Source organism: Vibrio sp. R10-SF1-ISO8 (assembly GCF_059833805.1).
Window position 1 is genome coordinate 53,850 of record NZ_JCBDHL010000006.1, and the last position, 21,901, is coordinate 75,750.

A 21,901-nucleotide genomic window follows, 5' to 3' on the forward strand; every position below is an offset into this window, starting at 1 on the left:
TTCGATTTGTTCGTTAACATATTTTTAACTATTGACCGCATGGCAAAAAAATACAAATTTCTTGATGTTTTTTTGCGCATAAAAAAAGAACGTCTGGTAATCCAGACGTTCTCAATATTTTTATAGTGTAATCAAAGATTACTTCAGACCAGCGAACTCACGTAGAAGAGCGGCTTTATCTGTCGCTTCCCATGGGAACTCTTCGCGACCGAAGTGGCCGTATGCCGCAGTCTTCTTGTAGATAGGCTGAAGTAGGTTCAGCATCTCTTGTAGACCGTATGGGCGTAGGTCGAAGTTTTGACGTACAGCTTCAACGATAACGTCTTGCGATACTTTTTCAGTGCCGAAGGTTTCAACCATGATAGACGTTGGATCAGCAACACCGATTGCGTAAGAAAGTTGGATTTCACAACGATCCGCTAGGCCAGCAGCAACGATGTTTTTCGCAACGTAGCGTGCTGCGTATGCTGCAGAACGGTCTACTTTTGATGGATCTTTACCAGAGAAAGCACCACCACCGTGACGAGCTGCGCCGCCATAGGTATCAACGATGATCTTACGACCTGTTAGACCACAGTCACCCATAGGACCACCGATTACGAAACGGCCGGTTGGGTTAATGAAGAAGTTTGTCTCTTTGTTGATCCACTCAGAAGGCAGTACTGGTTTGATGATCTCTTCCATTACTGCTTCACGTAGGTCAGGAGTCGAGATTGAATCACAGTGCTGGGTAGAAAGAACAACTGCATCAATACCAACGATCTTACCTTGGTCGTACTGGAAAGTTACCTGAGACTTCGCGTCAGGACGTAACCATGGCAGTGTACCGTTTTTACGTACTTCAGCTTGCTTTTGAACAAGAAGGTGAGAGTAAGTAATCGGAGCTGGCATTAGGATGTCAGTTTCGTTAGTCGCGTAACCGAACATGATACCTTGGTCACCAGCGCCTTGCTCTTTAGGGTCAGCTTTATCAACACCTTGGTTAATGTCTGGAGACTGTTTGCCGATGGTGTTTAGAACTGCACAAGAGTCAGCATCGAAACCCATGTCAGAGTGAACGTAACCAATTTCACGAACAGTCTGGCGAGTTAGCTCTTCAATATCGACCCATGCTGATGTCGTGATTTCACCACCAACCATCACCATGCCGGTTTTTACGTAAGTTTCACACGCAACACGTGCTTTTGGGTCTTGCTCGATGATTGCGTCTAGAACTGCATCAGAGATTTGGTCTGCGATTTTATCTGGATGACCTTCTGAAACAGACTCAGAAGTAAACAGGTGCTTAGCCATGTGAGCTCCACTTTTAATTTTAGAGAGTGCTCCGTTATCAATCGTGGAACACTGATAAATAATCTTGATATCTGTAGGTGTATCTACATCTAGACGTCTATTCTAATTTTTATCGCTCGAATTACAAGCTCTTTTTCAAAACCTAACAAGACAATCGTTTGCTTTAATTGTGCGAAATATTAGTAACTTTTATCGATTTGCTGCGAAAGCTAGGAAATTTGTGAGCTTTTGACTTGGAAAACGATTGCAGTGCTGGTGGCGCTTTGAGAGAATTATCGCCCATTTTATTTCGATTCGCTTAATGCACTCAGGAGCTGACATGTCTTCTCGTCAACATCTCGCTAATGCAATCCGCGCTCTAAGCATGGATGGTGTTCAACAAGCTAACTCTGGTCACCCAGGCGCACCTATGGGTATGGCTGATATCGCTGAAGTTCTTTGGCGCTCACATCTAAACCATAACCCAACTAACCCAGAGTGGGCTGACCGCGACCGTTTCGTACTATCAAACGGCCACGGCTCAATGCTGATTTACTCGCTACTGCACCTAGCTGGTTACGAGCTGTCTATCGATGATCTGAAAAACTTCCGTCAACTGCACTCTAAGACACCAGGTCACCCAGAGTACGGTTACGCACCAGGTATCGAGACAACTACGGGTCCACTGGGTCAAGGTATCACTAACGCTGTTGGTATGGCGCTAGCTGAGAAGACACTTGCAGCACAGTTCAACAAAGAAGGCCACGACATCGTTGACCACTTCACTTATGCATTCATGGGTGACGGCTGTCTGATGGAAGGTATCTCTCACGAAGCATGTTCTTTAGCAGGCACCCTAGGTCTGGGTAAACTTATTGCCTTCTGGGATGATAACGGCATCTCTATCGACGGTGAAGTTGAAGGTTGGTTCTCTGACGACACTCCTAAGCGTTTTGAAGCGTACGGCTGGCACGTAATCCCAGCAGTAGACGGTCACGATCCAGAAGCGATCAATGCCGCTATCGTTGCAGCGAAAGCTGACCCACGCCCAACTCTAATCTGTACTAAAACGATTATCGGCTTTGGTTCTCCAAATAAATCTGGCTCACACGACTGTCACGGTGCACCACTAGGCGCTGAAGAAATTGCAGCTACACGTAAAGAACTAGGTTGGGAGCACGGTCCTTTTGAAATTCCTGCTGACGTATACGCAGAGTGGGATGCAAAAGAAGCTGGTGCAGCTAAAGAAGCAGCTTGGAATGCTAAGTTCGATGCTTATGCAACGGCATACCCAGCAGAAGCAGCAGAGCTTAAGCGTCGCCTAAACGGTGAACTACCAGCACAGTGGGAAGAGAAAGCAAACGCAATCATTGCTGACCTTCAAGCTAACCCAGCAAACATCGCATCACGCAAAGCGTCGCAAAATGCGCTAGAAGCGTTCGGTGCTATGCTACCAGAATTCCTAGGCGGCTCTGCTGACCTTGCGCCTTCTAACCTAACTATGTGGTCTGGTTCTAAGTCTGTGTCTGCTGAAGATGCGTCTGGTAACTACATCCACTACGGTGTACGTGAATTCGGTATGACAGCTATCATGAACGGTATTGCTCTGCACGGTGGTTTCGTACCATACGGTGCAACTTTCCTAATGTTCATGGAATATGCTCGTAACGCAATGCGCATGGCTGCTCTGATGAAAGTTCAGAACATCCAAGTTTACACGCACGACTCTATCGGCCTTGGCGAAGATGGCCCAACTCACCAACCGGTTGAGCAAATGGCTTCTCTACGTCTAACGCCAAACATGAGCACATGGCGTCCATGTGACCAAGTGGAATCTGCAGTCGCTTGGAAACTGGCTATCGAACGTAAAGATGGTCCAACATCGCTAATCTTCTCCCGTCAAAACCTTGCACAGCAAGAGCGCAGCGAAGAGCAAGTAGCTAACATCGCTCGCGGTGGTTACATTCTGAAAGATTGTGAAGGCAAGCCAGAGCTAATCCTTATCGCAACTGGTTCTGAAGTTGAATTAGCGGTTAACGCTGCAGCTGAGCTAACTGCTGAAGGCAAGAAGGTACGCGTAGTATCTATGCCTGCAACTGACGCATTCGACAAGCAAGACGCTGAGTACCGTGAAGCTGTACTTCCATCTGACGTAACGGCTCGTATCGCTGTTGAAGCTGGCATCGCTGACTTCTGGTACAAGTACGTTGGCTTCGGCGGCAAGATCATCGGTATGACTACATTCGGTGAATCTGCGCCAGCAGGTGAATTGTTCAAGATGTTCGGTTTCACTGCGGAAAACGTAGTAAAAACAGCAAAAGAGCTTCTTGCTTAATATGCTCTTGATAGTTGAAGCTGCAGCGTAATTGCAGCTCCAATAATTTGAGTAGCTGGACAATGAAAACCGAGCCTAGTGGCTCGGTTTTTTATGCGTTCAATCTGAGGATAAGTAGCGACTACTCAAACTCGTTACCCCAATTATCCTTCTCTTTGCGGCCGCAGATTTTACACGTGACATATCTGTCCATATCATAGTAGTGACCGCCATTAATAAAGGCATGAGCCATCAGTTTGACTCTACCTAACAAAGAAGTATCCGTGTCGTAGCTGCTGGTCTTTCTTACAAGCACTTCACTGTGAGGTGTCTCTTGGTTGCATTTTTTACAAAAGTGAGTTGCTGGGAACCCAGACATAGTTATTTCCTTTGGTTGATGAAACTAGAGAAGAAACAGCTATAAGAAAACAATTGCTCACAGGTCGACTATGCATACAGCTCTCATATTAATCAAGTTTTATAAAATCAAATACTCGGCGCATATCACTAACTTAATGCGATTCTTCTCACTATCGGGTAGTATTTGTGACACGAAAATGATGTAGGGCGATGGAGTTATGCTGAAAGTTGCGATCAACGGTTTTGGACGTATTGGCCGTAATGTTTTGCGAGCGGTATATGAAAGTGGGAAAAACCAACAAATTAAGGTAGTGGCAGTTAATGAACTGGCGCAACCTGATGCTATGGCTCATCTACTTCAATATGATACTAGTCATGGTCGTTTTGGTAGAAAGGTGACCAACGATCAAGAGCATGTCTATATCCACCATGATACTCCTCATCAAGGCACTGGCGAGTTTGATTCCATCCGAATACTTCACCTTAATGATATTGAGTTACTGCCTTGGCGTGATCTTGAAGTGGATTTAGTTCTCGACTGTACAGGTGTATTTGGCACTCAAGCTGATGGTCAGGAGCACATCAAAGCAGGAGCCAAGAAAGTCTTGTTTTCACACCCAGGTGCCAACGATCTAGATAACACTATTATCTATGGCGTCAATCATGAGACGCTCAGAGCGGAGCATAATGTAGTTTCGAATGGTTCCTGTACCACCAACTGTATTGTTCCCATCATCAAAGCGTTGGATGATGCATTTGAGATTGAGTCTGGCACCATCACTACTATCCATTCTTCCATGAATGATCAGCAAGTCATAGACGCCTACCATTCAGATTTAAGACGTACCCGTGCAGCGAGCCAATCGATCATTCCTGTGGACACTAAGTTGCATAAAGGGATTGAAAGAATCTTCCCGAAATTTTCCAACAAATTTGAAGCAATTTCTGTAAGAGTACCGACAGTAAACGTCACGGCGATGGATTTAAGTGTCACAATTAATACAAATGTGAAAGTTAATGACGTAAATCAAACCATTGTTAACGCATCTCAGTGTACATTACAGGGCATTGTTGACTATACTGAAGCGCCGCTCGTTTCGATCGACTTTAATCATGATCCCCATAGTGCGATTGTCGATGGTACACAGACTCGAGTGAGTAATGGCCACTTAGTAAAAATGCTCGTTTGGTGTGATAACGAATGGGGCTTTGCGAACCGTATGTTGGATACAGCGCTCGCAATGCAATCTGCTGAGTAAGTTGTAAAGCAGAAGCTGGGAGAAATGTTTATTTTAACCCTTGAAATAAATATTGAGCATCTCCACTATACCAACAGCGTTTGAAGAATTAATAGGTCTGGCAGGGTTGCCGGGCTACTGAAAACTTTACTTATTGAAAATTTGAGAGGACACAACATGTCTGTAATCAAGATGACTGACCTGGACCTAGCAGGTAAACGTGTATTTATCCGTGCGGACCTAAACGTACCAGTAAAAGAAGGCAAAGTGACTTCTGATGCACGTATTCTAGCGTCTCTACCAACAATCAAGCACTGTCTAGAAGCGGGCGCGAAAGTTATGGTTACTTCTCACCTAGGTCGTCCTACTGAAGGTGAATACGCAGAAGAGTTCTCTCTACAACCTGTTGTTAACTACCTAAACGATGCTCTAGATTGCGAAGTTAAACTAGCAAAAGATTACCTAGATGGCCTAGAGCTAAACACTGGTGAGCTAGTTGTTCTTGAAAACGTTCGCTTTAACAAAGGCGAGAAGAAGAACGAAGAAGAACTATCTAAGAAATACGCTGCATTGTGTGACATCTTCGTAATGGATGCATTCGGTACTGCTCACCGTGCTCAAGCATCTACTCATGGTGTTGGCATGAACGCACCTGTTGCGTGTGCGGGTCCTCTACTTGCTGCTGAACTTGAAGCACTAGGCAAAGCAATGGACAACCCAGAGCGTCCACTTGTTGCTATCGTAGGTGGTTCTAAAGTTTCTACTAAGCTAACAGTTCTAGAATCTCTATCTAAAGTTGCTGACCAACTTGTTGTTGGTGGTGGTATCGCAAACACATTCATCGCAGCTGATGGCCACAACGTAGGTAAGTCTCTATACGAAGCTGACCTAGTTGAAACAGCGCAAAAGCTAATGAAAGAGTGTTCAATCCCAGTAGCAACTGACGTTGCATGTGCGAAAGCATTTGATGAGAACGCAGAAGCTGAAATTAAGCACGTTTCTGAAGTGGCTGACGACGATATGATCTTCGACCTAGGCCCAGAGTCAACAGCGGCTCTAGCTGAAATCATCGGCAACGCGAAAACTATCCTATGGAATGGTCCTGTAGGCGTGTTCGAATTCAAGAACTTCGAAGCAGGTACTAAAGGTATCTCTGAAGCAATCGCTCAGTCTGCAGGTTTCTCTGTAGCAGGTGGTGGTGATACGCTAGCGGCTATCGACAAGTTTGGTATTAAAGCTGACGTTTCTTACATCTCTACTGGTGGCGGTGCATTCCTTGAGTTCGTTGAAGGTAAAGTACTACCAGCGGTTGCGATGCTTGAAGAGCGCGCTAAGTAATTAAACGAAAGCGGGGGAGTGACTCTCCCGCTTTCTTGTTTGCTGCACATCACACTTTTTTGCTAGAATAGCGCGAGTTGTGAGCAAACGTTTGCAAGAATTTAAACTTAACAAGTTTTATTTTTAAAACGACAGATAAATAGGATTAAATCCATGTCTAAGATCTTCGATTTCGTAAAACCAGGTGTTATCTCTGGCGACGACGTACAGAAAGTATTTGAAGTAGCAAAAGAGAACAAATTTGCACTTCCAGCAGTAAACGTTGTTGGTACTGACTCTGTAAACGCAGTACTAGAAGCAGCAGCGAAAGTTAAATCTCCTGTTGTTGTTCAGTTCTCTAACGGCGGTGCAGCTTTCTTCGCTGGTAAAGGCGTTAAACTTGAAGGTCAAGGTGCTCAAATCCTTGGTGCTGTAGCGGGTGCTAAATACGTTCACGCTGTTGCTGAAGCTTACGGTGTGCCAGTTATCCTACACACTGACCACGCTGCTAAAAAACTTCTTCCATGGATCGACGGTCTACTAGACGCTGGTGAAGAGTTCTTCGCTCAAACTGGTAAGCCTCTATTCTCTTCTCACATGCTAGACCTTTCTGAAGAGTCTCTAGAAGAGAACATCGAAACATGTGCTAAGTACCTAGAGCGCATGGCTAAAATGAACATGACAATCGAGATCGAACTTGGTTGTACTGGTGGTGAAGAAGACGGCGTAGATAACTCTCACATGGACGCATCTGAGCTATACACTTCTCCAGAAGACGTTGCTTACGCATACGAGAAGCTAAACGCTGTTTCACACCGTTTCACTATCGCAGCATCTTTCGGTAACGTACACGGCGTATACAAGCCAGGTAACGTTGTACTAACTCCAACTATCCTACGTGATTCTCAAGCATACTGTGCAGAGAAGTTCGGTATTGCACCTAACGCTCTAAACTTCGTATTCCACGGTGGTTCTGGTTCTACTGAAGCAGAAATCCAAGAGTCTATTGGCTACGGTGTTATCAAAATGAACATCGATACTGATACACAGTGGGCAACTTGGGATGGTATCCGTCAGTACGAAGCTGACAACCGTGACTACCTACAAGGTCAAATCGGTAACCCAACTGGCGAAGACGCGCCAAACAAGAAGTACTACGATCCACGCGTATGGCTACGTGCTGGTCAAGCTTCTATGGTTACTCGCCTTGAGAAAGCATTTGCTGACCTTAACGCAGTAGACGTACTATAATTCGTCTTTACTAAGTTAAATAAAAAACCCGCTCCCTGAGCGGGTTTTTTATATTTGTCATTTACTCGCGCTAACCAAGTGAAGTATTAAAACTATGGCACAACAGAGATTTGTTGCGTAACCTGTAATATGCCGATATCAGAGAATTCTGATAAGCTTTTGTTTTTGCTCTCTTTGCATAAACATAGCTTTGCGAATAGTCAAAAATGAGATATCGTGCCAAAAAGCTGACATTGCTTCAGTGAATGTATAGGGATGTTGTTTCTGATTGGTAATTTAAAGCAGTTTGGTTCATAGAATCATTTAATTGAGAGGATAGAAATTATGGCAGGTGAATCAGCAGGGATTGAAACTCCTTTAGTTGATGGTTTAGGTCATGCCGAGCAGTGGTTGACTAACAATTCCGATCTTTTGGTGCAGTATGGCGTGAACATTATTTCCGCTATTCTGATCTTATTTATCGGTAACATTATCGTGAAAGCGGTAGCCAATAGCGTAGCTAAGGTACTGAACAAGAAAAAAATGGATAAGGCGGTTGTCGAATTTATTCATGGCTTAGTTCGCTACCTTCTATTTGTTATTGTGCTGATTGCTGCACTAGGTCGCTTAGGTGTGCAAACTGCTTCTGTCGTTGCTGTTATCGGTGCGGCTGGTCTAGCAGTAGGTTTAGCTCTGCAGGGGTCACTATCTAACTTTGCTGCTGGCGTGCTTATTGTTGCTTTCCGTCCGTTTAAGTCAGGTGACTACGTGGAGATTGGCGGTGTAGCAGGTTCGGTAGATTCAATTCAGATTTTCCAAACCGTTCTGACAACACCTGACAACAAAATGGTCGTCGTTCCTAACGGCAGTGTCATCGGTAGCCCAATTACCAACTATTCACGTCATGAAACACGTCGAATTGATTTGATGATAGGTGTTTCGTACAGCGCTGACTTGCAGAAAACTAAGCAGCTACTAACAAAGATTTGTCAGTCAGATGAGCGCATTCTTAAAGAGCCTGGTGTACAGGTTGGCGTGCATACTCTCGCTGATTCTTCAGTGAACTTTGTAGTACGCCCTTGGGTTAAAACTGCTGACTACTGGAGTGTCTACTTTGATTTGATGCAAGCGATCAAAGAAGGCTTAGATAAAGAAGGTATCGAGATTCCATTCCCACAAATGGATGTTCACATGAACAAAGTGGACGCATAACCTCTAATCGTTGATTGAACAAAGCGAGGCAAACTGCCTCGCTTTTTACATTTCGAGTACTTTATTATTCAGCGAGTTTAAGACGGTTTTTAATTGGTTAGCTGGGATACCGATAGTCACCTCTGGCTTGCCAGGAGTGTAAAGAATCTCATTGTGTTGATACAGTTTGCTATCGACAATAATTTCTACTTCAGTGGGCAAACCGAAAGGGCACACCGCCCCCGGTACACAACCAATTTGCTCGATCATCTCTTCGTTGCTGACTATCGACGGTCGTTTCCCGGTTAGGGCTTTAATCCCTTTGGTGTCCAAGCGGCTATCTTTGTCGGTTAAGAGTAACGCATAACCTGAACCTTTAAACTTGAGAAATAGGCTTTTACTATGGGTGCCTGTCCAACCTAATTGTTCCGCTACCTTCTCGTCGGTGGCAAAATCCAGTATGGGTTCGTGCTGCCATTCTTGATAATCAACGTTTAACTGTTTTAGTAGTTGTTTATTGAATTGATAGATTTCTTCAAGCTTATTCATTCCCCACCTACGCTAATTGATTGAGTAACTCTTTTGCCAGCAATGCGGCAATCACGTACATCATAATCGCAACCACAATATCAATACCTTGTTTGACTCGAGGTTGTGACAATGTCGGCCCCAGTTTTGCCGCGCCAATAGAAAGAGAGAAGAACCACACCAGTGAAGCCATCATGGTTCCGATGGCAAACGCGATTCGATCTTGGCCTTCAAATTGGCCGCCTATTGAACCGAGAATCACCACAGTATCCAGATAGAGGTGAGGGTTAAGTACCGTCACTGCTAGCGCGCCTAGAATGACAGCACGCTTGCCTCTTAGCGTTTGATTGAGCTGAGTTTCTTCCTCTTGAGGTGTAAATGCGCTTTTGAGTGATAATGAGCCATACACTGCAAGAAAAGCAATGCCGCCGATAGTGACCAACATGAGCAAGGTTTCATTTTGTGATAGCAGAGCGCCACCGCCGAAGATCCCCAAAGAAATAAAAACAATATCAAGCACACTGCAGATCGTCGCGGTTGTAAGGTGGTGTTGGCGCTTAATACCTTGATTGAGCACATATGCGTTTTGAGCGCCAATAGGGATGATCATGCTTGCGCCTAGGCCAAAGCCTTGTAGTAATAGCCAAAAGTTCATAGCTTTATCTCCAACAAATTAACTGATATGGCGAGAAGATAAGTAAACTGTCAAAATAAGTATATTTAATAATTTTTATACTATATTAGATCTTCTAATGAAGTGAACATTGAGAGGAATAAAAGATGCGTGGCTTGGATTATCGATGGATAGAGGCTCTAGAGGCGGTGATCAGTAGTGGGAATTTTGAGCGTGCCGCTGAAGCATTGTTTGTCTCTCAATCGGCAGTTTCGCAACGACTAAAACAGCTAGAAAAGTTTCTAGCTCAACCCGTTTTAGTGCGCGAGCAACCACCACGACCTACCCCTATTGGGCAAAAGCTTCTTGCGCTCTACCAACAAGTTCAGTTGCTTGAATCTGAACTGATACCAGAGCTAGATAATGAGACGGCTGAGCGCTTACAAACCGCAGCGATTGCGACTAATGCAGACAGCTTAGCGACATGGCTGCTGCCCGCTTTAGCGCCAATTATGAAGTCACGCCGGGTCCAGTTTGAACTTGAGGTTTATGGTGAAGCGAGAACGTTAGATAAATTGAAAAATGGCGAAGTCTTGGGCGCTTTAAGCATGGAGCCCAAAGCTATGGTCGGCTGCGAGGCGAAATACATTGGTCGGATGGATTATGTGTGTGTGGCAAGCCCAGAGTTTGCTCAGGAGTATTTTCCAGCAGGCGTCACACGAGAAGGGCTAAAACAAGCACCTGCCGTCTCTTACGATCAACATGATGAATTGCATCGTGACTTTCTTAAGCAGCATTTCAATATATCCCCTAACTCTGTGCCGCATCATCATGTCGCAAGCTCAGAAGCGTTTGTAAACTTAGCTTTGATGGGCTGTGCTTACTGTTTGATCCCTAAGCTGCAAATAGAACAGGAACTTGCCTCCGGAAAGTTAGTGGATTTGATGCCGGGCTTTTTTATGAGTTTTCGTATTTACTGGCATCATTGGCAACTTGAAACTGGTCTGCTAAAACAGGTGACGCAGGCGATTGTCGAATACACAGAGGATTTACTGCCGAAATAGCCGATATGTAGCCACGTAAATGCTCAGTTAATTCTCTGTCAGAACTGATGGCGATATCTTGGTGTCTTTTTATTCCATGCCTATGATGTATTGAGTTAATGGCATATGGTAATTGAGTATGAAAGCTATCTCTTCAGTTGTTGCAGCTTTATCGCTGTCTTTAAGCAGTTTTGGCGTGTTGGCCAATAGTCCCGATTTTCCACATTTATCAACAACAGGTTATGGTGAAGTGATCGCCAAGCCAGATATGGCGCAGTTCTCGGTTAAGGTTGTAGAGTCAACCATGACGGCAGAGCAAGCAAAGCAGTCGGTTGATAAAGTTGTCCGTACATTTCTCGATGCATTAAACAAAGAAGGCGTAGAGAAGCAGGATGTGACTAGTTCAAACCTCTATATAACGCCTCAATATCATTATCCTAAAGACGGTAAGCCGGAGCTGGTTGGTTACCGAGCTTCACGCAGTATCACAGTGACGGTCGAAGACTTAGCCGACTTAAATCAATACTTAGATCTGGCCTTAAACTCAGGGATTAATCAAGTTGATAACATTCAACTAAAAGTCAAAGACCAAGCTAAGTATCAACAGCAGGCACGAATGGCGGCCATCAAAGATGCCAACAGCAAGGCTGAGTCGCTCGCAGAGGGCTTTGGTAAAGATCTCAACGGTGTTTGGCGTATTGATTATAAAATGTCTGGTCACCAACCTGTTTTGATGCGCTCTATGGCTATGGATGCGCGTTCAGAATCGAATAGTTACCAAGACTCTACCATTGTTATCCGCGATAGCGTTGATGTGATTTATAAGATCGACTGATCAGACAAACGATTTCATTACTGATCAAGCCGCCCCTATTCTACTTCTTTCGGTAGGGGCTTTAATCCTATTTCGATTAAATGATATACTGCTCAGCCACATCGACCCGAGCCTTTTTCACCTAATGCAGCGTAAATCCGTATTCTCATATCTGTTCATCACTACGCTGATCTTCTTTTCACTTGTCACTATTTACTATTTCAAGAAACATCAACAACTTGAAAAAGATATCATAGCTCAAAATGCTGAGTTGGCGATTCATCAGCTCGCCTACAGTGAGCGTGAATATCAAAGCGTTCGTAGCCAGTTTATCTCAATTATTGAGTTGCTTTCACACAGTCGTAACCTTTATGAGTATGTGCTTGAGCCGACGCAAACAAATAAAGACGTTGTTGAAGAGGTTTGGTCTTCGGTTGCGAGCAATCAAAAGTGGTATACCCAGATTCGTTTTTTAGACGTCAACGGAATGGAGAAGATTCGCTTTAACTACACCAATGGTGACGCTGAGGTAGAGAGCGATAAAAATCTTCAAGATAAGTCACAACGAGATTATTACCAGTATGCCCAAACTCTGAATGAGAATGATATTGGCGTATGGGGAATCGATCTAGAATACGAACATGGCAAACTTGTCGAGCCTTATCAGCCTGCATTACGCTTGCTTACGCCCGTTTATGTTGCCGGAAGCCGCGCTGGATACTTGGTCCTCAATATTGACGTTCGTTACCTTTCATCTCGTTTAAATTACTCACCCGATGAGCGATTTAGCCCTGAGCTCATTGGTGAACAGGGGTTTTATTTAGCAGGTGCAAGCCTAAACGAGTTATATGGTCACCTGGTCAAAGAGCGTAATGAGCATAATTTTGCGCGCACTTTCCCTGTAACCTGGCAGATGATGCAGCACAATAAGTCAGGTTACCTGATGGAGAATGGGGGACTGATTGTCTTCAATCAGATTTACCTTTCGCCGCAGCAGACCTTGTATCTGGTGATCGAGCTTGAAGGGCATGAGCTAGCGACGATAACTAAGCATGAAAGTGAAGCCTTGATGCAAGAGGCGACTTTGGTGTTTGTCTTGATACTTGCGTTTGTGATTCCAGGCACCTTGCTTGTGGTTCACTACCGTAAGCGCAGTATTGAGAGTCAATTAGCCCGTGCAGCACTAAGTGGTATGTCTGCGGTGATTATCTCCGATCGTAATCACCGTGCGATTATGGTTAATGACCAATTTTGTGCGCTCACCGGACTTGCACATCGTGATATTCAATCACGTAATATCATTAAGCAATTACTTGGCGAGGAACAAATTGAGCTCTCGCTAGAGATTTTTGAGCAAGTGGCCCACCAACAGCTATGGGAAGGTGAAATTAGCATTCACAGAACAGGTGATGAGCGAGTTGTCACTGCTTTGCTCAGGGTCCAAAGTGTGTTGGCAAAATCAGGTCGGGTTAGCTATTACATTACTTCAATTGTCGACATTAGTGATCGCAAGGAACTGGAAGAGCGCCTGCGTATTTTAAGCGAAAGAGATGAGCTCACTCAGCTGTGGAATCGCCGTAAGTTTGAGTTAGAGCTGCGTCGTTATGCCCGTCTTATTGAGCGCTATCCATCAACCTCGAATGCCTGTTTAGCTTTACTTGATATCGACTTTTTTAAACGTATCAATGATGAACTTGGTCATGATGAAGGAGATCGTGTGATCACCAACGTGGCTAAGATGCTTGAAGTTGCCTTACGCGAGACGGATTTTGTGGCTCGAATTGGTGGTGAGGAATTTGCGATTATTATGCCGCATACATCGATAACAGAAGCCGAACTTGCATTGGAGCGCTTACGTATAGCGATCGATTTAGCAGTTTATATACCAGTGACGGTTAGTATTGGTGTGACCGATTTTATTGCTGATAGCACACGTTGCTATAAGTGCGCCGATATTGCGTTGTACGACTCAAAGTCTTCCGGTCGCAATCGAGTTTCGGTCTGTTTTAGCTCCGAAGAGGTGGCATAAAAATCGAGCCTATAGGCTCGATTGTTGTTTAGCTTCGTTACGCAGCGACGGCTTGTTGATCAATAATGGCTTGGATTTTTTGTCGATTCTGCTCTAAGTGATTATCTAGTGTCTCAGCGGCCTTTTCTCCATCTTTGGCTAATACCAGCTTCATAATTTGCTCATAGTCATCTAGACAAGATCTGCCATATTCTAAACCGTTAACGATTGCGTAGTAGCGATAACGCTTAATTTGAGTGATGAGATCGCTGAAGAAACCAAGCATGTTTTTCGAACGCGCACCCTCTAGCAGGGAAATATGGAACTGATGCTGACGCTCTTCCCACTCTTGCCAATCAAAGCCTTCTTTAGCGTGTTGTACGCGCGACAATTTATGAAATGACGTCAGTACTTCTAACTCCCAGGCTTCATCGCCAGTTTCAATCGCTTGCATGAGGAGAATGGAAGAGATAAAGCGTAAGCTTTCATAGAGATCGTTCAGTTCATCGATAGAGACAGGCGCAACCCAGCAACCTTTTTGCGGTTGTAAGCTGACATACTTGCTCCAAGAAAGTTGTACCAGCGCCTCCCTGATAGGAGAGGCACCGACGTCGTATCTCTGTTTAAGCTCTGCAACCACCAGTTTCTCATCTGGTTGAAGTTGCCCATTCAAAATATCTTGCACAATCATTTTAGCGACTTTGTCTGTTAACGTCGGGCTAGACACGATGCATTCCTCACTACTTACACTACTGCTAAGACACCACTAATAATTATTAAACGGTATGTGGTACTGAATTTTGGTTGATAATACAGCGTACGGAATGGGTGGGCAAGAAAAATATATAAAAAAAGAGGGCATAAGCCCTCTTTAATAGAATGTGCAATTGTATGCGTTTTATTATAGAACGTGTACAGATGCAGTGTTTGTTGTACCAGAAGCCACAAGTGCACCAGATACCATAACAACGATGTCGCCTTTGTTACCTAGGCCAGACTCTAGAGCAAGTTCTTTACCTGCTACGTAGAACGCGTCTGTGTTCTCGATAGAGTCAACAACAACTGGAGTAACACCTTTAGTTAGAACTAGCTGTGCTGCTGTCTTAGTGTTAGTTGTAAGCGCTAGAATGTTCGCTGTTGGGAAGTACTTACGTACTGAACGCGCTGATTTACCACCTTCAGTCGCAACAACGATTAGAGGAGCCGCTAGCTTCTCAGCTGTATCAACTGCGCCTTTACATACTGCTTCAGTGATGCGTAGACGTGGGCTGTCTAGGCGAGAACCAAGCTCAGCTTTTAGTGCTGAATCAGTACGGTTGGCGATTTGAGCCATGATAGTTACCGCTTCAACAGGGTACTTACCTTTTGCAGTTTCGCCAGAAAGCATCACTGCGTCAGTACCGTCCATTACTGCGTTTGCAACGTCGCCAGCTTCCGCACGAGTAGGACGTGGGTTGTTGATCATAGAATCAAGCATTTGAGTTGCAGTGATAACCATCTTACGTGCACGGTTACATTTCTCGATCATCATCTTCTGAGCGAAGATTACTTCTTCAGCTGGAATTTCAACACCTAGGTCACCACGAGCAACCATGATGCCGTCAGAAAGCTCTAGGATCTCATCGAAGTTATCAACACCTTCTTGGTTTTCGATCTTAGAGATGATGTGGATGTTCTCGCCACCGTTTGCAGCAAGTACTTCACGGATTTCTTGAACGTCAGAAGCTTTACGGATGAATGAAGCCGCAACGAAGTCAACGCCTTGCTCACAACCAAACTTAAGGTCGTTCTTATCTTTTTCAGATAGAGCTGGTAGGTTTACTGAAACGCCAGGTAGGTTAACACCTTTGTTTTCACCTAGTGCACCGTTGTTAAGAACTTTACACTTAACTTCAGTTTCAGAAGTAGCAAGTACTTCCATTTCGATTAGACCGTCGTCTACTAGGATAGTGTTACCAACGTTTAGGTCTGCTGCGAAACCAGCGTAAGTCACTGCTACTTTATCTTTGTTGCCTACAACTGAGATATCAGTTGTGAAAGTGAACTCTTGACCAGCTACTAGATCAACGTCATCGCCGTTTTCTAGTTTGATAGTACGGATTTCTGGACCTTTAGTATCTAGAAGGATAGCAAGCTGCTTACCAGACTCTTCCATTACTTTGCGGAAGTTCGCGATACGAGTGCCGTGCTCTTCGTAGTCACCGTGAGAGAAGTTCAGGCGCATTACATTCATGCCTGCATTTACTAGTTCAGTTAACTTCTCTACAGATTCAGTTTTAGGGCCAATCGTACATACGATTTTGGTCTTTTTCATGGAAGATACTCTCCGGTCGATATAGTTACAATTTGAAAGTCGGTTATTGGTCTGAAACCAAGGCTGTCGAATAGGCATTTTGTGCCTGCCAACTCTTCATGACAGCATTACATCTAGTTGGCTCCAGAACTGAAAGTCTTTCACATAGTTTAGTCATTTTATGACCAACTTAATGCCGTTCAACGCCGTATTTTTGTGACAACACTAGGATATAGTGGCTAGATTGCAAAAAAATAACGGTCAATTCTGTAATTTTTTTTCTTTTAGGGTGCGAATTCTACCACCTAATGATTTCAATATCACTGCTTAAGAATTGTCTTAGGACAAGGTTTTTGCGCTAAATATTAATTTTTTGGATCGAAATAAATGGACATAAATGTTTCGACTTGACTATAATTTCTTTCAGTTCGAAACTTGAATGTATAAATTAAATGTCGAAACGAAACACTCAACTAAGAAGACACGCTATTTCTAATCTAGTTAATGAGAAAGGAGAGGTCAGCGTAGAAGCACTCTCTGTTCAGTTTGAAACCTCTGAAGTAACGATTAGAAAGGATCTCGCTTCGCTAGAAAAAAATGGTCAACTTCTTCGTCGCTATGGTGGTGCGATTGCCTTACCGAAAGAAGTGGTAAGCGATGAAATGAACGAAAATGTTTCGATTCGAAAGAACGAATTGGCGGGGGCGGCGGTCAAGCTGATCCGCGAGCATAACCGTATTGTGATCGACAGTGGCAGTACAACTGGTGCTTTAATCAAAATGCTCGATGGCATGCGTGGTTTGGTGGTGATGACCAATTCTTTAAATGTCGCCAACGCGCTCAATGAGCTTGAGAGCGAGCCGACTCTATTGATGACAGGCGGAACTTGGGATGCTCATTCCGAGTCGTTTCAAGGTCAAGTTGCAGAATCTGTTCTACGCTCATATGACTTCGACCAGTTATTTATTGGTGCAGACGGTGTGGATCTCGAGCGCGGGACCACCACGTTCAATGAGCTCGTTGGCTTAAGCAAAGTGATGGCTGAGGTGTCACGCGAGGTCATCGTCATGGTTGAGTCCGAAAAAATTGGCAGAAAGATCCCTAACCTAGAATTAGCCTGGGATGCCATCGATATATTAATTACTAACAAAGACTTAGACCCAGAGTTAAAAACAAAAATTGAATCTCATGGCGTCAAAGTGCTTTGTGCATAACGTTAAACAAATTTTTTAATCTTACTTCTCCGAATCTGGCCTTTGCTTGCTGCCTATCGGAATCAACAAATTGGAGTTGAATATGTGTGGAATCGTCGGTGCAGTTGCACAACGAGATGTCGCTGAAATTTTAGTAGAAGGATTACGTCGCCTTGAATACCGCGGTTATGATTCTGCGGGTGTGGCGATTGTTGATGGTGAGTCAAACCTAACTCGCGTTCGTCGCCTTGGTAAAGTGCAAGAGCTAGCAGACGCGGTAGATTCGGCACAAGTTGTCGGCGGAACAGGTATTGCTCACACTCGCTGGGCTACTCATGGTGAACCTTCTGAGGCGAATGCCCACCCACATATGTCAGGCGACATCGCAGTGGTGCACAACGGCATTATTGAAAACCACGAAGAACTACGTGAGCTACTTAAGTCTCGCGGTTACGTTTTTGAATCTCAAACGGATACTGAAGTGATCGCTCATATGGTTGAGTGGGAGCTGCGTAGCTCAGAAACACTGTTAGAAGCAGTACAAAAGACCGCAAAGCAACTTGAAGGTGCCTACGGCACAGTGGCTCTGGATCGTAAAGATCCTTCGCGTATTGTCGTTGCTCGTTCAGGTAGCCCAATCGTGATTGGTTTTGGTGTTGGTGAGAACTTCCTTGCCTCTGACCAGCTTGCTCTGCTTAATGTGACTCGCCGCTTTATGTATCTAGAAGAAGGTGACGTTGCAGAAATCACTCGCCGCGAAGTAACTGTATTTGATGCTTCAGGCGAGCGCGTAGAACGTGAGATTACCGAGTCTAACGCTGAACATGATGCGGGTGACAAAGGCCAGTACCGCCACTTTATGCAAAAAGAGATTTATGAGCAGCCAACGGCACTGATCAACACCATGGAAGGCCGTATTACGGCAGACTCTGTAGTAACCGAAGCCATTGGTGTTAACGCGGCGGAAATCCTAAGCAAAGTCGAGCATGTACAAATCGTTGCTTGTGGTACTTCTTACAATGCAGGTATGACCGCTCGTTATTGGTTTGAAGATCTTGCTGGCGTAAGCTGCGACGTAGAAATTGCTTCTGAGTTCCGTTACCGCAAATTTGTGACGCGTCCTAACAGCCTGTTAATCACGCTTTCTCAATCGGGTGAAACGGCTGATACCTTGGCAGCTCTGCGCCTAGCCAAAGAGAAAGGCTATATGGCTGCAATGACTATCTGTAACGTTGCTGGCTCTTCGCTGGTTCGTGAGTCTGATTTTGCCTTTATGACACGTGCTGGCGTAGAAATTGGCGTGGCGTCAACCAAAGCCTTTACCACTCAGCTTTCAGCTTTGCTGATGTTAGTGACTGCGTTAGGTAAACAACAAAACCGTATCAGCAAAGAAAAAGAGCAAGAGATTGTTGAAGCGCTGCATGCGCTACCTAAGCAAATCAACGCTGCTCTGTCTTTTGAGAAAGACATTGAAGAGTTGGCGACAGATTTTGCTGACAAGCACCATACACTGTTCTTAGGTCGTGGTGAGTTTTATCCAATCGCGATGGAAGCCTCGCTCAAACTAAAAGAGATCTCTTACATCCACGCTGAAGCATACGCAGCTGGTGAACTAAAGCATGGCCCACTGGCACTGATTGATGCAGATATGCCAGTTGTTGTGGTCGCGCCAAGTAACGAGTTATTAGAGAAGCTAAAATCGAACGTTGAAGAAGTTCGTGCACGTGGCGGTTTACTGTACGTGTTTGCCGATGCAGATGCTGGCTTTGAAGCTGATGAGACAATGAAGATTATCACTATGCCGCATGTTAGCGAGATCACGGCACCGATTTACTACACTATCCCGATGCAACTACTCTCTTACTATGTTGCCTTGATTAAAGGGACTGATGTTGACCAACCACGTAACTTAGCGAAAGCGGTCACGGTAGAGTAAGAGTCTAAATAACGATATTAAGCCGAGGCAATGTGCCTCGGCTTTTTGTTATTGGTGAAGATTAAAATGAACCAAGCAACGGGATGAGTTGTTCCAAGCTCTCTACTACGGTTATCTTATCGATGATTTCTGTCTGGGGTGGTAACAGATCTGGCACCATGACCACAGGACAACCCGCTGCCAGTGCTGCTTTTACTCCGTTATTTGAGTCCTCTAAAACTAAGCATTCTTCAGCTTTAAAACCGAGACGAGTGTAAGCCATTTGGTAGCAGTCAGGGTAAGGTTTACCGCGCTCTACATCTTCTGCTGTGATGACTAAATCAAATTGAGGCAGGTAGTCGCTGGTGGTGAAATTGTATTTGACCTCAGCAAGGTGTGAGGAGGTGATAATGGCTGTTGCGAGTCCACGTCGCTTAATGTCTTGGAAAAGTTGGTCAAAACCGGGTTTGAAAGCGATGCCATTGGATCTTAAGCGATGAAAATGGTCGTCGCGAACCTGTTTATAGCGAGATAGATCGAGTGAATCTTGAAAGAACTCAGCGAGAATCCGTTCGCATTCAGGGTCTTGAACACCGATGAATTGCTTATAGAAGTCGTCGCTTAAGTCGAGATTTTGTTCACTAGCGGCATACTGCCAGCTCAGTTTGTAGATAGACTCGGTATCAAAGATAAGCCCATCCATATCGAAAAGAACCGCTTTTAACATGATGTCTCCTGTTGTAAGTCAATAGGAGGCTGACAATGGTAAGTCGTCGTTGTTATTAGAATGGGCTCTCTTTGCCGAGTTCATTGCATATCTCGACAATTGCCAGTGAGAGCCCTGACTTTATGATCTGTTGTTGACGTTGAAGCTGTAGCTGGTAGAAATCAAGATCTATGTCGTCATCAGGTTCGGCGACTTCAAGCTGTACCATGCCCATTTTTTTAACCAAGTTGAGCTTTTTGATTGGTTGTAAAACGTTAGGGTCAGTGAACTGATAATCAGCAGCGTCACTGTTAAGTTCATTTTTAATTTTAATGATGTCTTCTATGTCGTGATAGACATCATTAGGTAGAACACCTAAGCCAAACAGTAGCTTCAAGCGGACAGATAAATCGCCTAATGGACCTGAGTCATGGAGCAACGGACCAACAACCGACTGCACCGCAAAGTTGTCTTTCTGAAAGATTCTTTGCATCAGTGCATCAATTGAGTCATTAAATACGTCAACGGCAGCAATAAAAAAGCCGCGTACCGATGGGGCGCTATTTAATCGCTCTATAATGTCGGTTTCATTAATTTTGTCTGCCATATACTGAACTAAAACTTTTTGTTGATAGAGGAGGAGAGTACTCCTCCCCGTATTTGTTGTTATAGTGCCGCGAAGAAGGATTCGATTTGCGCGACTTCTTCGCTGTTTTCATCCAAACCTGTGTACCTTGCTAGCGTGTGGCGAATGCCATGTTCTTGCAAAGAGGTTTGTAGCTCAATTGCTTGCGGATCATCCTCACTCTTATACTTGAGAGCTGCGGCGATACCCTTTAAAAGCGTTTGATTTTCAGTGCCATACTCAATTGTACCTAGTAATGGCTTCACTAATCTATCATTTGCGCCTAATTTGCGAATTGGTTGACGGCCGACTCGGTCAACTTCATCGACCAAATATGGATTAGCGAATCGACTTAGAATTTTTTCGATATAAGCATTGTGTAATTCGCGATCAAAGCCATAGCGACGAATCAGGACTTCACCACTTTCGAACATTGCTTGTTTTACATCCGCTTTAATTTCTGGGTCTTCAATAGCCTGACGAATGGTTTGGTGACCTTTCAAGCAACCTAAATAAGCCGTAATGCAGTGACCAGTATTGAGAGTAAACAACTTACGCTCAACGAAGGCCATTAGGTTATCGGTTTTCTCCATTCCAGAAATGTCGGGAATTTCACCTTTAAACTGCTGCTCGTCAACAATCCACTCGCTAAAGCTTTCAACAGTGACTTCGAGTGGATCATCGTTGGCGGCTTCTGCGGGTGGCACAATGCGGTCAACGGCTGAATCGACAAAGCCAACCAACTCATCAGCTTTACCATGCAGTGAGCTATCTAGGTGTTTGTATACTTCACCTTTGAGGTGAGTGGTGCCACGAACCATGTTTTCGCAGGCGATAATATTCAGCGGAGATTCATTACCAGATTCAAAGCGCTTTGTGATACCTGTTGCGATCGTTTTCGCAATAATATCCAACACATTTGGACCAACGGCTGTGGTGACCAAATCGGTTTTCGCTATACGCTCAATCACATCTTCACTTGCTGAGTTGACCGCTGTCACGTGAGTAACGGTCTCGATTTGGCACTCAGTGCCCACAACTTTAACTTTGTACTCTTGTTTGTGACTGAGTTGATCGACAAGCGGAGTATCAACATCGGCGAACGTGACTTCAACATCCGCGTCAGCAAGTAGCTTTCCAATAAAACCGCGACCGATATTGCCTGCACCAAAATGAACTGCATTTTTCATAATTTACCTACCAAATAAAAGAATAAAAACTAACGACTCTAGGGTGAGGTC

General features: G+C 44.5%; 19 protein-coding genes. 10 read left to right on the forward strand and 9 right to left on the reverse strand.

The annotated features are described in order from the left end of the window. Positions 1-138: 138 nt before the first annotated feature. Positions 139-1,293: a methionine adenosyltransferase gene (gene metK / locus AC6R00_RS02185; RefSeq protein WP_171326133.1), complete on the reverse strand. Its 1,155-nt coding sequence runs from the start codon at positions 1,291-1,293 to the stop codon at positions 139-141. A 319-nt stretch (positions 1,294-1,612) separates the two neighbouring features. Here metK and tkt point away from each other — a divergent pair, with 319 nt between their 5' ends. Next, positions 1,613-3,607: a transketolase gene (gene tkt / locus AC6R00_RS02190; RefSeq protein ID WP_500639194.1), complete on the forward strand. Its 1,995-nt coding sequence runs from the start codon at positions 1,613-1,615 to the stop codon at positions 3,605-3,607. A 121-nt stretch (positions 3,608-3,728) separates the two neighbouring features. Here the strand turns inward: tkt and AC6R00_RS02195 are convergent, their stop codons facing one another. Then, positions 3,729-3,965: a hypothetical protein gene (locus AC6R00_RS02195; RefSeq protein ID WP_500639195.1), complete on the reverse strand. Its 237-nt coding sequence runs from the start codon at positions 3,963-3,965 to the stop codon at positions 3,729-3,731. Between the two features lie 199 nt (positions 3,966-4,164). On the opposite strand from AC6R00_RS02195, the gene epd reads away from it, so the two are divergent. From epd to mscS, 4 genes are all read left to right on the forward strand, one after another. Further along, positions 4,165-5,205, forward strand: coding sequence for an erythrose-4-phosphate dehydrogenase (gene epd / locus AC6R00_RS02200; protein WP_500639196.1), 1,041 nt, complete (start codon positions 4,165-4,167; stop codon positions 5,203-5,205). A gap of 156 nt (positions 5,206-5,361) precedes the next feature. After that, complete coding sequence (locus tag AC6R00_RS02205; protein ID WP_038163979.1) at positions 5,362-6,522, forward strand: phosphoglycerate kinase; 1,161 nt, start codon at positions 5,362-5,364, stop codon at positions 6,520-6,522. 153 nt (positions 6,523-6,675) lie between these two features. Then, a complete protein-coding gene (fbaA, locus tag AC6R00_RS02210; RefSeq protein ID WP_394145729.1) occupies positions 6,676-7,752 on the forward strand; it encodes a class II fructose-bisphosphate aldolase in 1,077 nt (358 codons plus the stop codon). A gap of 324 nt (positions 7,753-8,076) precedes the next feature. After that, complete coding sequence (gene mscS, locus AC6R00_RS02215) at positions 8,077-8,943, forward strand: small-conductance mechanosensitive channel MscS (protein ID WP_500639197.1); 867 nt, start codon at positions 8,077-8,079, stop codon at positions 8,941-8,943. Positions 8,944-8,988: 45 nt separating this feature from the next. On the opposite strand, the gene AC6R00_RS02220 is transcribed toward mscS, so the two are convergent. Both AC6R00_RS02220 and AC6R00_RS02225 read right to left on the reverse strand, forming a co-directional pair. Continuing rightward, entirely contained in the window at positions 8,989-9,471 is a 483-nt protein-coding gene (locus AC6R00_RS02220; RefSeq protein ID WP_500639198.1) for a YbaK/EbsC family protein, read from the reverse strand. Positions 9,472-9,478: 7 nt separating this feature from the next. Beyond that, entirely contained in the window at positions 9,479-10,105 is a 627-nt protein-coding gene (locus AC6R00_RS02225) for a LysE/ArgO family amino acid transporter (protein WP_500639199.1), read from the reverse strand. A gap of 125 nt (positions 10,106-10,230) precedes the next feature. On the opposite strand from AC6R00_RS02225, the gene AC6R00_RS02230 reads away from it, so the two are divergent. The 3 genes from AC6R00_RS02230 to AC6R00_RS02240 all read left to right on the forward strand — a co-directional run bounded on the left by AC6R00_RS02230 (position 10,231) and on the right by AC6R00_RS02240 (position 13,949). Next, on the forward strand, positions 10,231-11,127 hold the full coding sequence (locus AC6R00_RS02230; RefSeq protein ID WP_500639200.1) for a LysR family transcriptional regulator ArgP: 897 nt from the start codon (positions 10,231-10,233) through the stop codon (positions 11,125-11,127). A 118-nt stretch (positions 11,128-11,245) separates the two neighbouring features. Beyond that, a complete protein-coding gene (locus tag AC6R00_RS02235; RefSeq protein WP_500639201.1) occupies positions 11,246-11,941 on the forward strand; it encodes an oxidative stress defense protein in 696 nt (231 codons plus the stop codon). 124 nt (positions 11,942-12,065) lie between these two features. Further along, complete coding sequence (locus AC6R00_RS02240) at positions 12,066-13,949, forward strand: sensor domain-containing diguanylate cyclase (RefSeq protein WP_500639202.1); 1,884 nt, start codon at positions 12,066-12,068, stop codon at positions 13,947-13,949. Positions 13,950-13,986: 37 nt separating this feature from the next. On the opposite strand, the gene AC6R00_RS02245 is transcribed toward AC6R00_RS02240, so the two are convergent. Both AC6R00_RS02245 and pykF read right to left on the reverse strand, forming a co-directional pair. Further along, positions 13,987-14,655, reverse strand: coding sequence for a GntR family transcriptional regulator (locus AC6R00_RS02245; RefSeq protein ID WP_500639203.1), 669 nt, complete (start codon positions 14,653-14,655; stop codon positions 13,987-13,989). 174 nt (positions 14,656-14,829) lie between these two features. Continuing rightward, positions 14,830-16,242: a pyruvate kinase PykF gene (gene pykF, locus AC6R00_RS02250; protein WP_004742539.1), complete on the reverse strand. Its 1,413-nt coding sequence runs from the start codon at positions 16,240-16,242 to the stop codon at positions 14,830-14,832. A 431-nt stretch (positions 16,243-16,673) separates the two neighbouring features. Between pykF and AC6R00_RS02255 the strand changes: the two genes are divergently transcribed. Continuing rightward, positions 16,674-17,435: a DeoR/GlpR family DNA-binding transcription regulator gene (locus AC6R00_RS02255; protein WP_500639204.1), complete on the forward strand. Its 762-nt coding sequence runs from the start codon at positions 16,674-16,676 to the stop codon at positions 17,433-17,435. A gap of 82 nt (positions 17,436-17,517) precedes the next feature. Then, a complete protein-coding gene (gene glmS, locus AC6R00_RS02260; protein ID WP_004749095.1) occupies positions 17,518-19,350 on the forward strand; it encodes a glutamine--fructose-6-phosphate transaminase (isomerizing) in 1,833 nt (610 codons plus the stop codon). Positions 19,351-19,411: 61 nt separating this feature from the next. On the opposite strand, the gene AC6R00_RS02265 is transcribed toward glmS, so the two are convergent. From AC6R00_RS02265 to AC6R00_RS02275, 3 genes are read right to left on the reverse strand one after another with little or no spacing between them, the layout of a single operon-like run. Continuing rightward, positions 19,412-20,056 carry an HAD family hydrolase gene (locus tag AC6R00_RS02265; protein ID WP_500639205.1) on the reverse strand — a complete coding sequence of 215 codons (645 nt, stop codon included), beginning with the start codon at positions 20,054-20,056 and terminating at the stop codon, positions 19,412-19,414. Positions 20,057-20,111: 55 nt separating this feature from the next. Continuing rightward, positions 20,112-20,642 carry an MltR family transcriptional regulator gene (locus tag AC6R00_RS02270; protein ID WP_069667632.1) on the reverse strand — a complete coding sequence of 177 codons (531 nt, stop codon included), beginning with the start codon at positions 20,640-20,642 and terminating at the stop codon, positions 20,112-20,114. A 59-nt stretch (positions 20,643-20,701) separates the two neighbouring features. Then, positions 20,702-21,850, reverse strand: coding sequence for a mannitol-1-phosphate 5-dehydrogenase (locus AC6R00_RS02275; protein WP_500639206.1), 1,149 nt, complete (start codon positions 21,848-21,850; stop codon positions 20,702-20,704). Positions 21,851-21,901: the final 51 nt, after the last annotated feature.

Excerpts from the sequence above, each read along its gene's own strand:
- metK (WP_171326133.1), bottom strand. The coding sequence starts at position 1,293 with ATGGCTAAGCACCTGTTTACTTCTGAGTCTGTTTCAGAAGGTCATCCA.
- tkt (WP_500639194.1), top strand. The coding sequence starts at position 1,613 with ATGTCTTCTCGTCAACATCTCGCTAATGCAATCCGCGCTCTAAGCATG.
- AC6R00_RS02195 (WP_500639195.1), bottom strand. The coding sequence starts at position 3,965 with ATGTCTGGGTTCCCAGCAACTCACTTTTGTAAAAAATGCAACCAAGAG.
- epd (WP_500639196.1), top strand. The coding sequence starts at position 4,165 with ATGCTGAAAGTTGCGATCAACGGTTTTGGACGTATTGGCCGTAATGTT.
- AC6R00_RS02205 (WP_038163979.1), top strand. The coding sequence starts at position 5,362 with ATGTCTGTAATCAAGATGACTGACCTGGACCTAGCAGGTAAACGTGTA.
- fbaA (WP_394145729.1), top strand. The coding sequence starts at position 6,676 with ATGTCTAAGATCTTCGATTTCGTAAAACCAGGTGTTATCTCTGGCGAC.
- mscS (WP_500639197.1), top strand. The coding sequence starts at position 8,077 with ATGGCAGGTGAATCAGCAGGGATTGAAACTCCTTTAGTTGATGGTTTA.
- AC6R00_RS02220 (WP_500639198.1), bottom strand. The coding sequence starts at position 9,471 with ATGAATAAGCTTGAAGAAATCTATCAATTCAATAAACAACTACTAAAA.
- AC6R00_RS02225 (WP_500639199.1), bottom strand. The coding sequence starts at position 10,105 with ATGAACTTTTGGCTATTACTACAAGGCTTTGGCCTAGGCGCAAGCATG.
- AC6R00_RS02230 (WP_500639200.1), top strand. The coding sequence starts at position 10,231 with ATGCGTGGCTTGGATTATCGATGGATAGAGGCTCTAGAGGCGGTGATC.
- AC6R00_RS02235 (WP_500639201.1), top strand. The coding sequence starts at position 11,246 with ATGAAAGCTATCTCTTCAGTTGTTGCAGCTTTATCGCTGTCTTTAAGC.
- AC6R00_RS02240 (WP_500639202.1), top strand. The coding sequence starts at position 12,066 with ATGCAGCGTAAATCCGTATTCTCATATCTGTTCATCACTACGCTGATC.
- pykF (WP_004742539.1), bottom strand. The coding sequence starts at position 16,242 with ATGAAAAAGACCAAAATCGTATGTACGATTGGCCCTAAAACTGAATCT.
- AC6R00_RS02255 (WP_500639204.1), top strand. The coding sequence starts at position 16,674 with ATGTCGAAACGAAACACTCAACTAAGAAGACACGCTATTTCTAATCTA.
- glmS (WP_004749095.1), top strand. The coding sequence starts at position 17,518 with ATGTGTGGAATCGTCGGTGCAGTTGCACAACGAGATGTCGCTGAAATT.
- AC6R00_RS02265 (WP_500639205.1), bottom strand. The coding sequence starts at position 20,056 with ATGTTAAAAGCGGTTCTTTTCGATATGGATGGGCTTATCTTTGATACC.
- AC6R00_RS02270 (WP_069667632.1), bottom strand. The coding sequence starts at position 20,642 with ATGGCAGACAAAATTAATGAAACCGACATTATAGAGCGATTAAATAGC.
- AC6R00_RS02275 (WP_500639206.1), bottom strand. The coding sequence starts at position 21,850 with ATGAAAAATGCAGTTCATTTTGGTGCAGGCAATATCGGTCGCGGTTTT.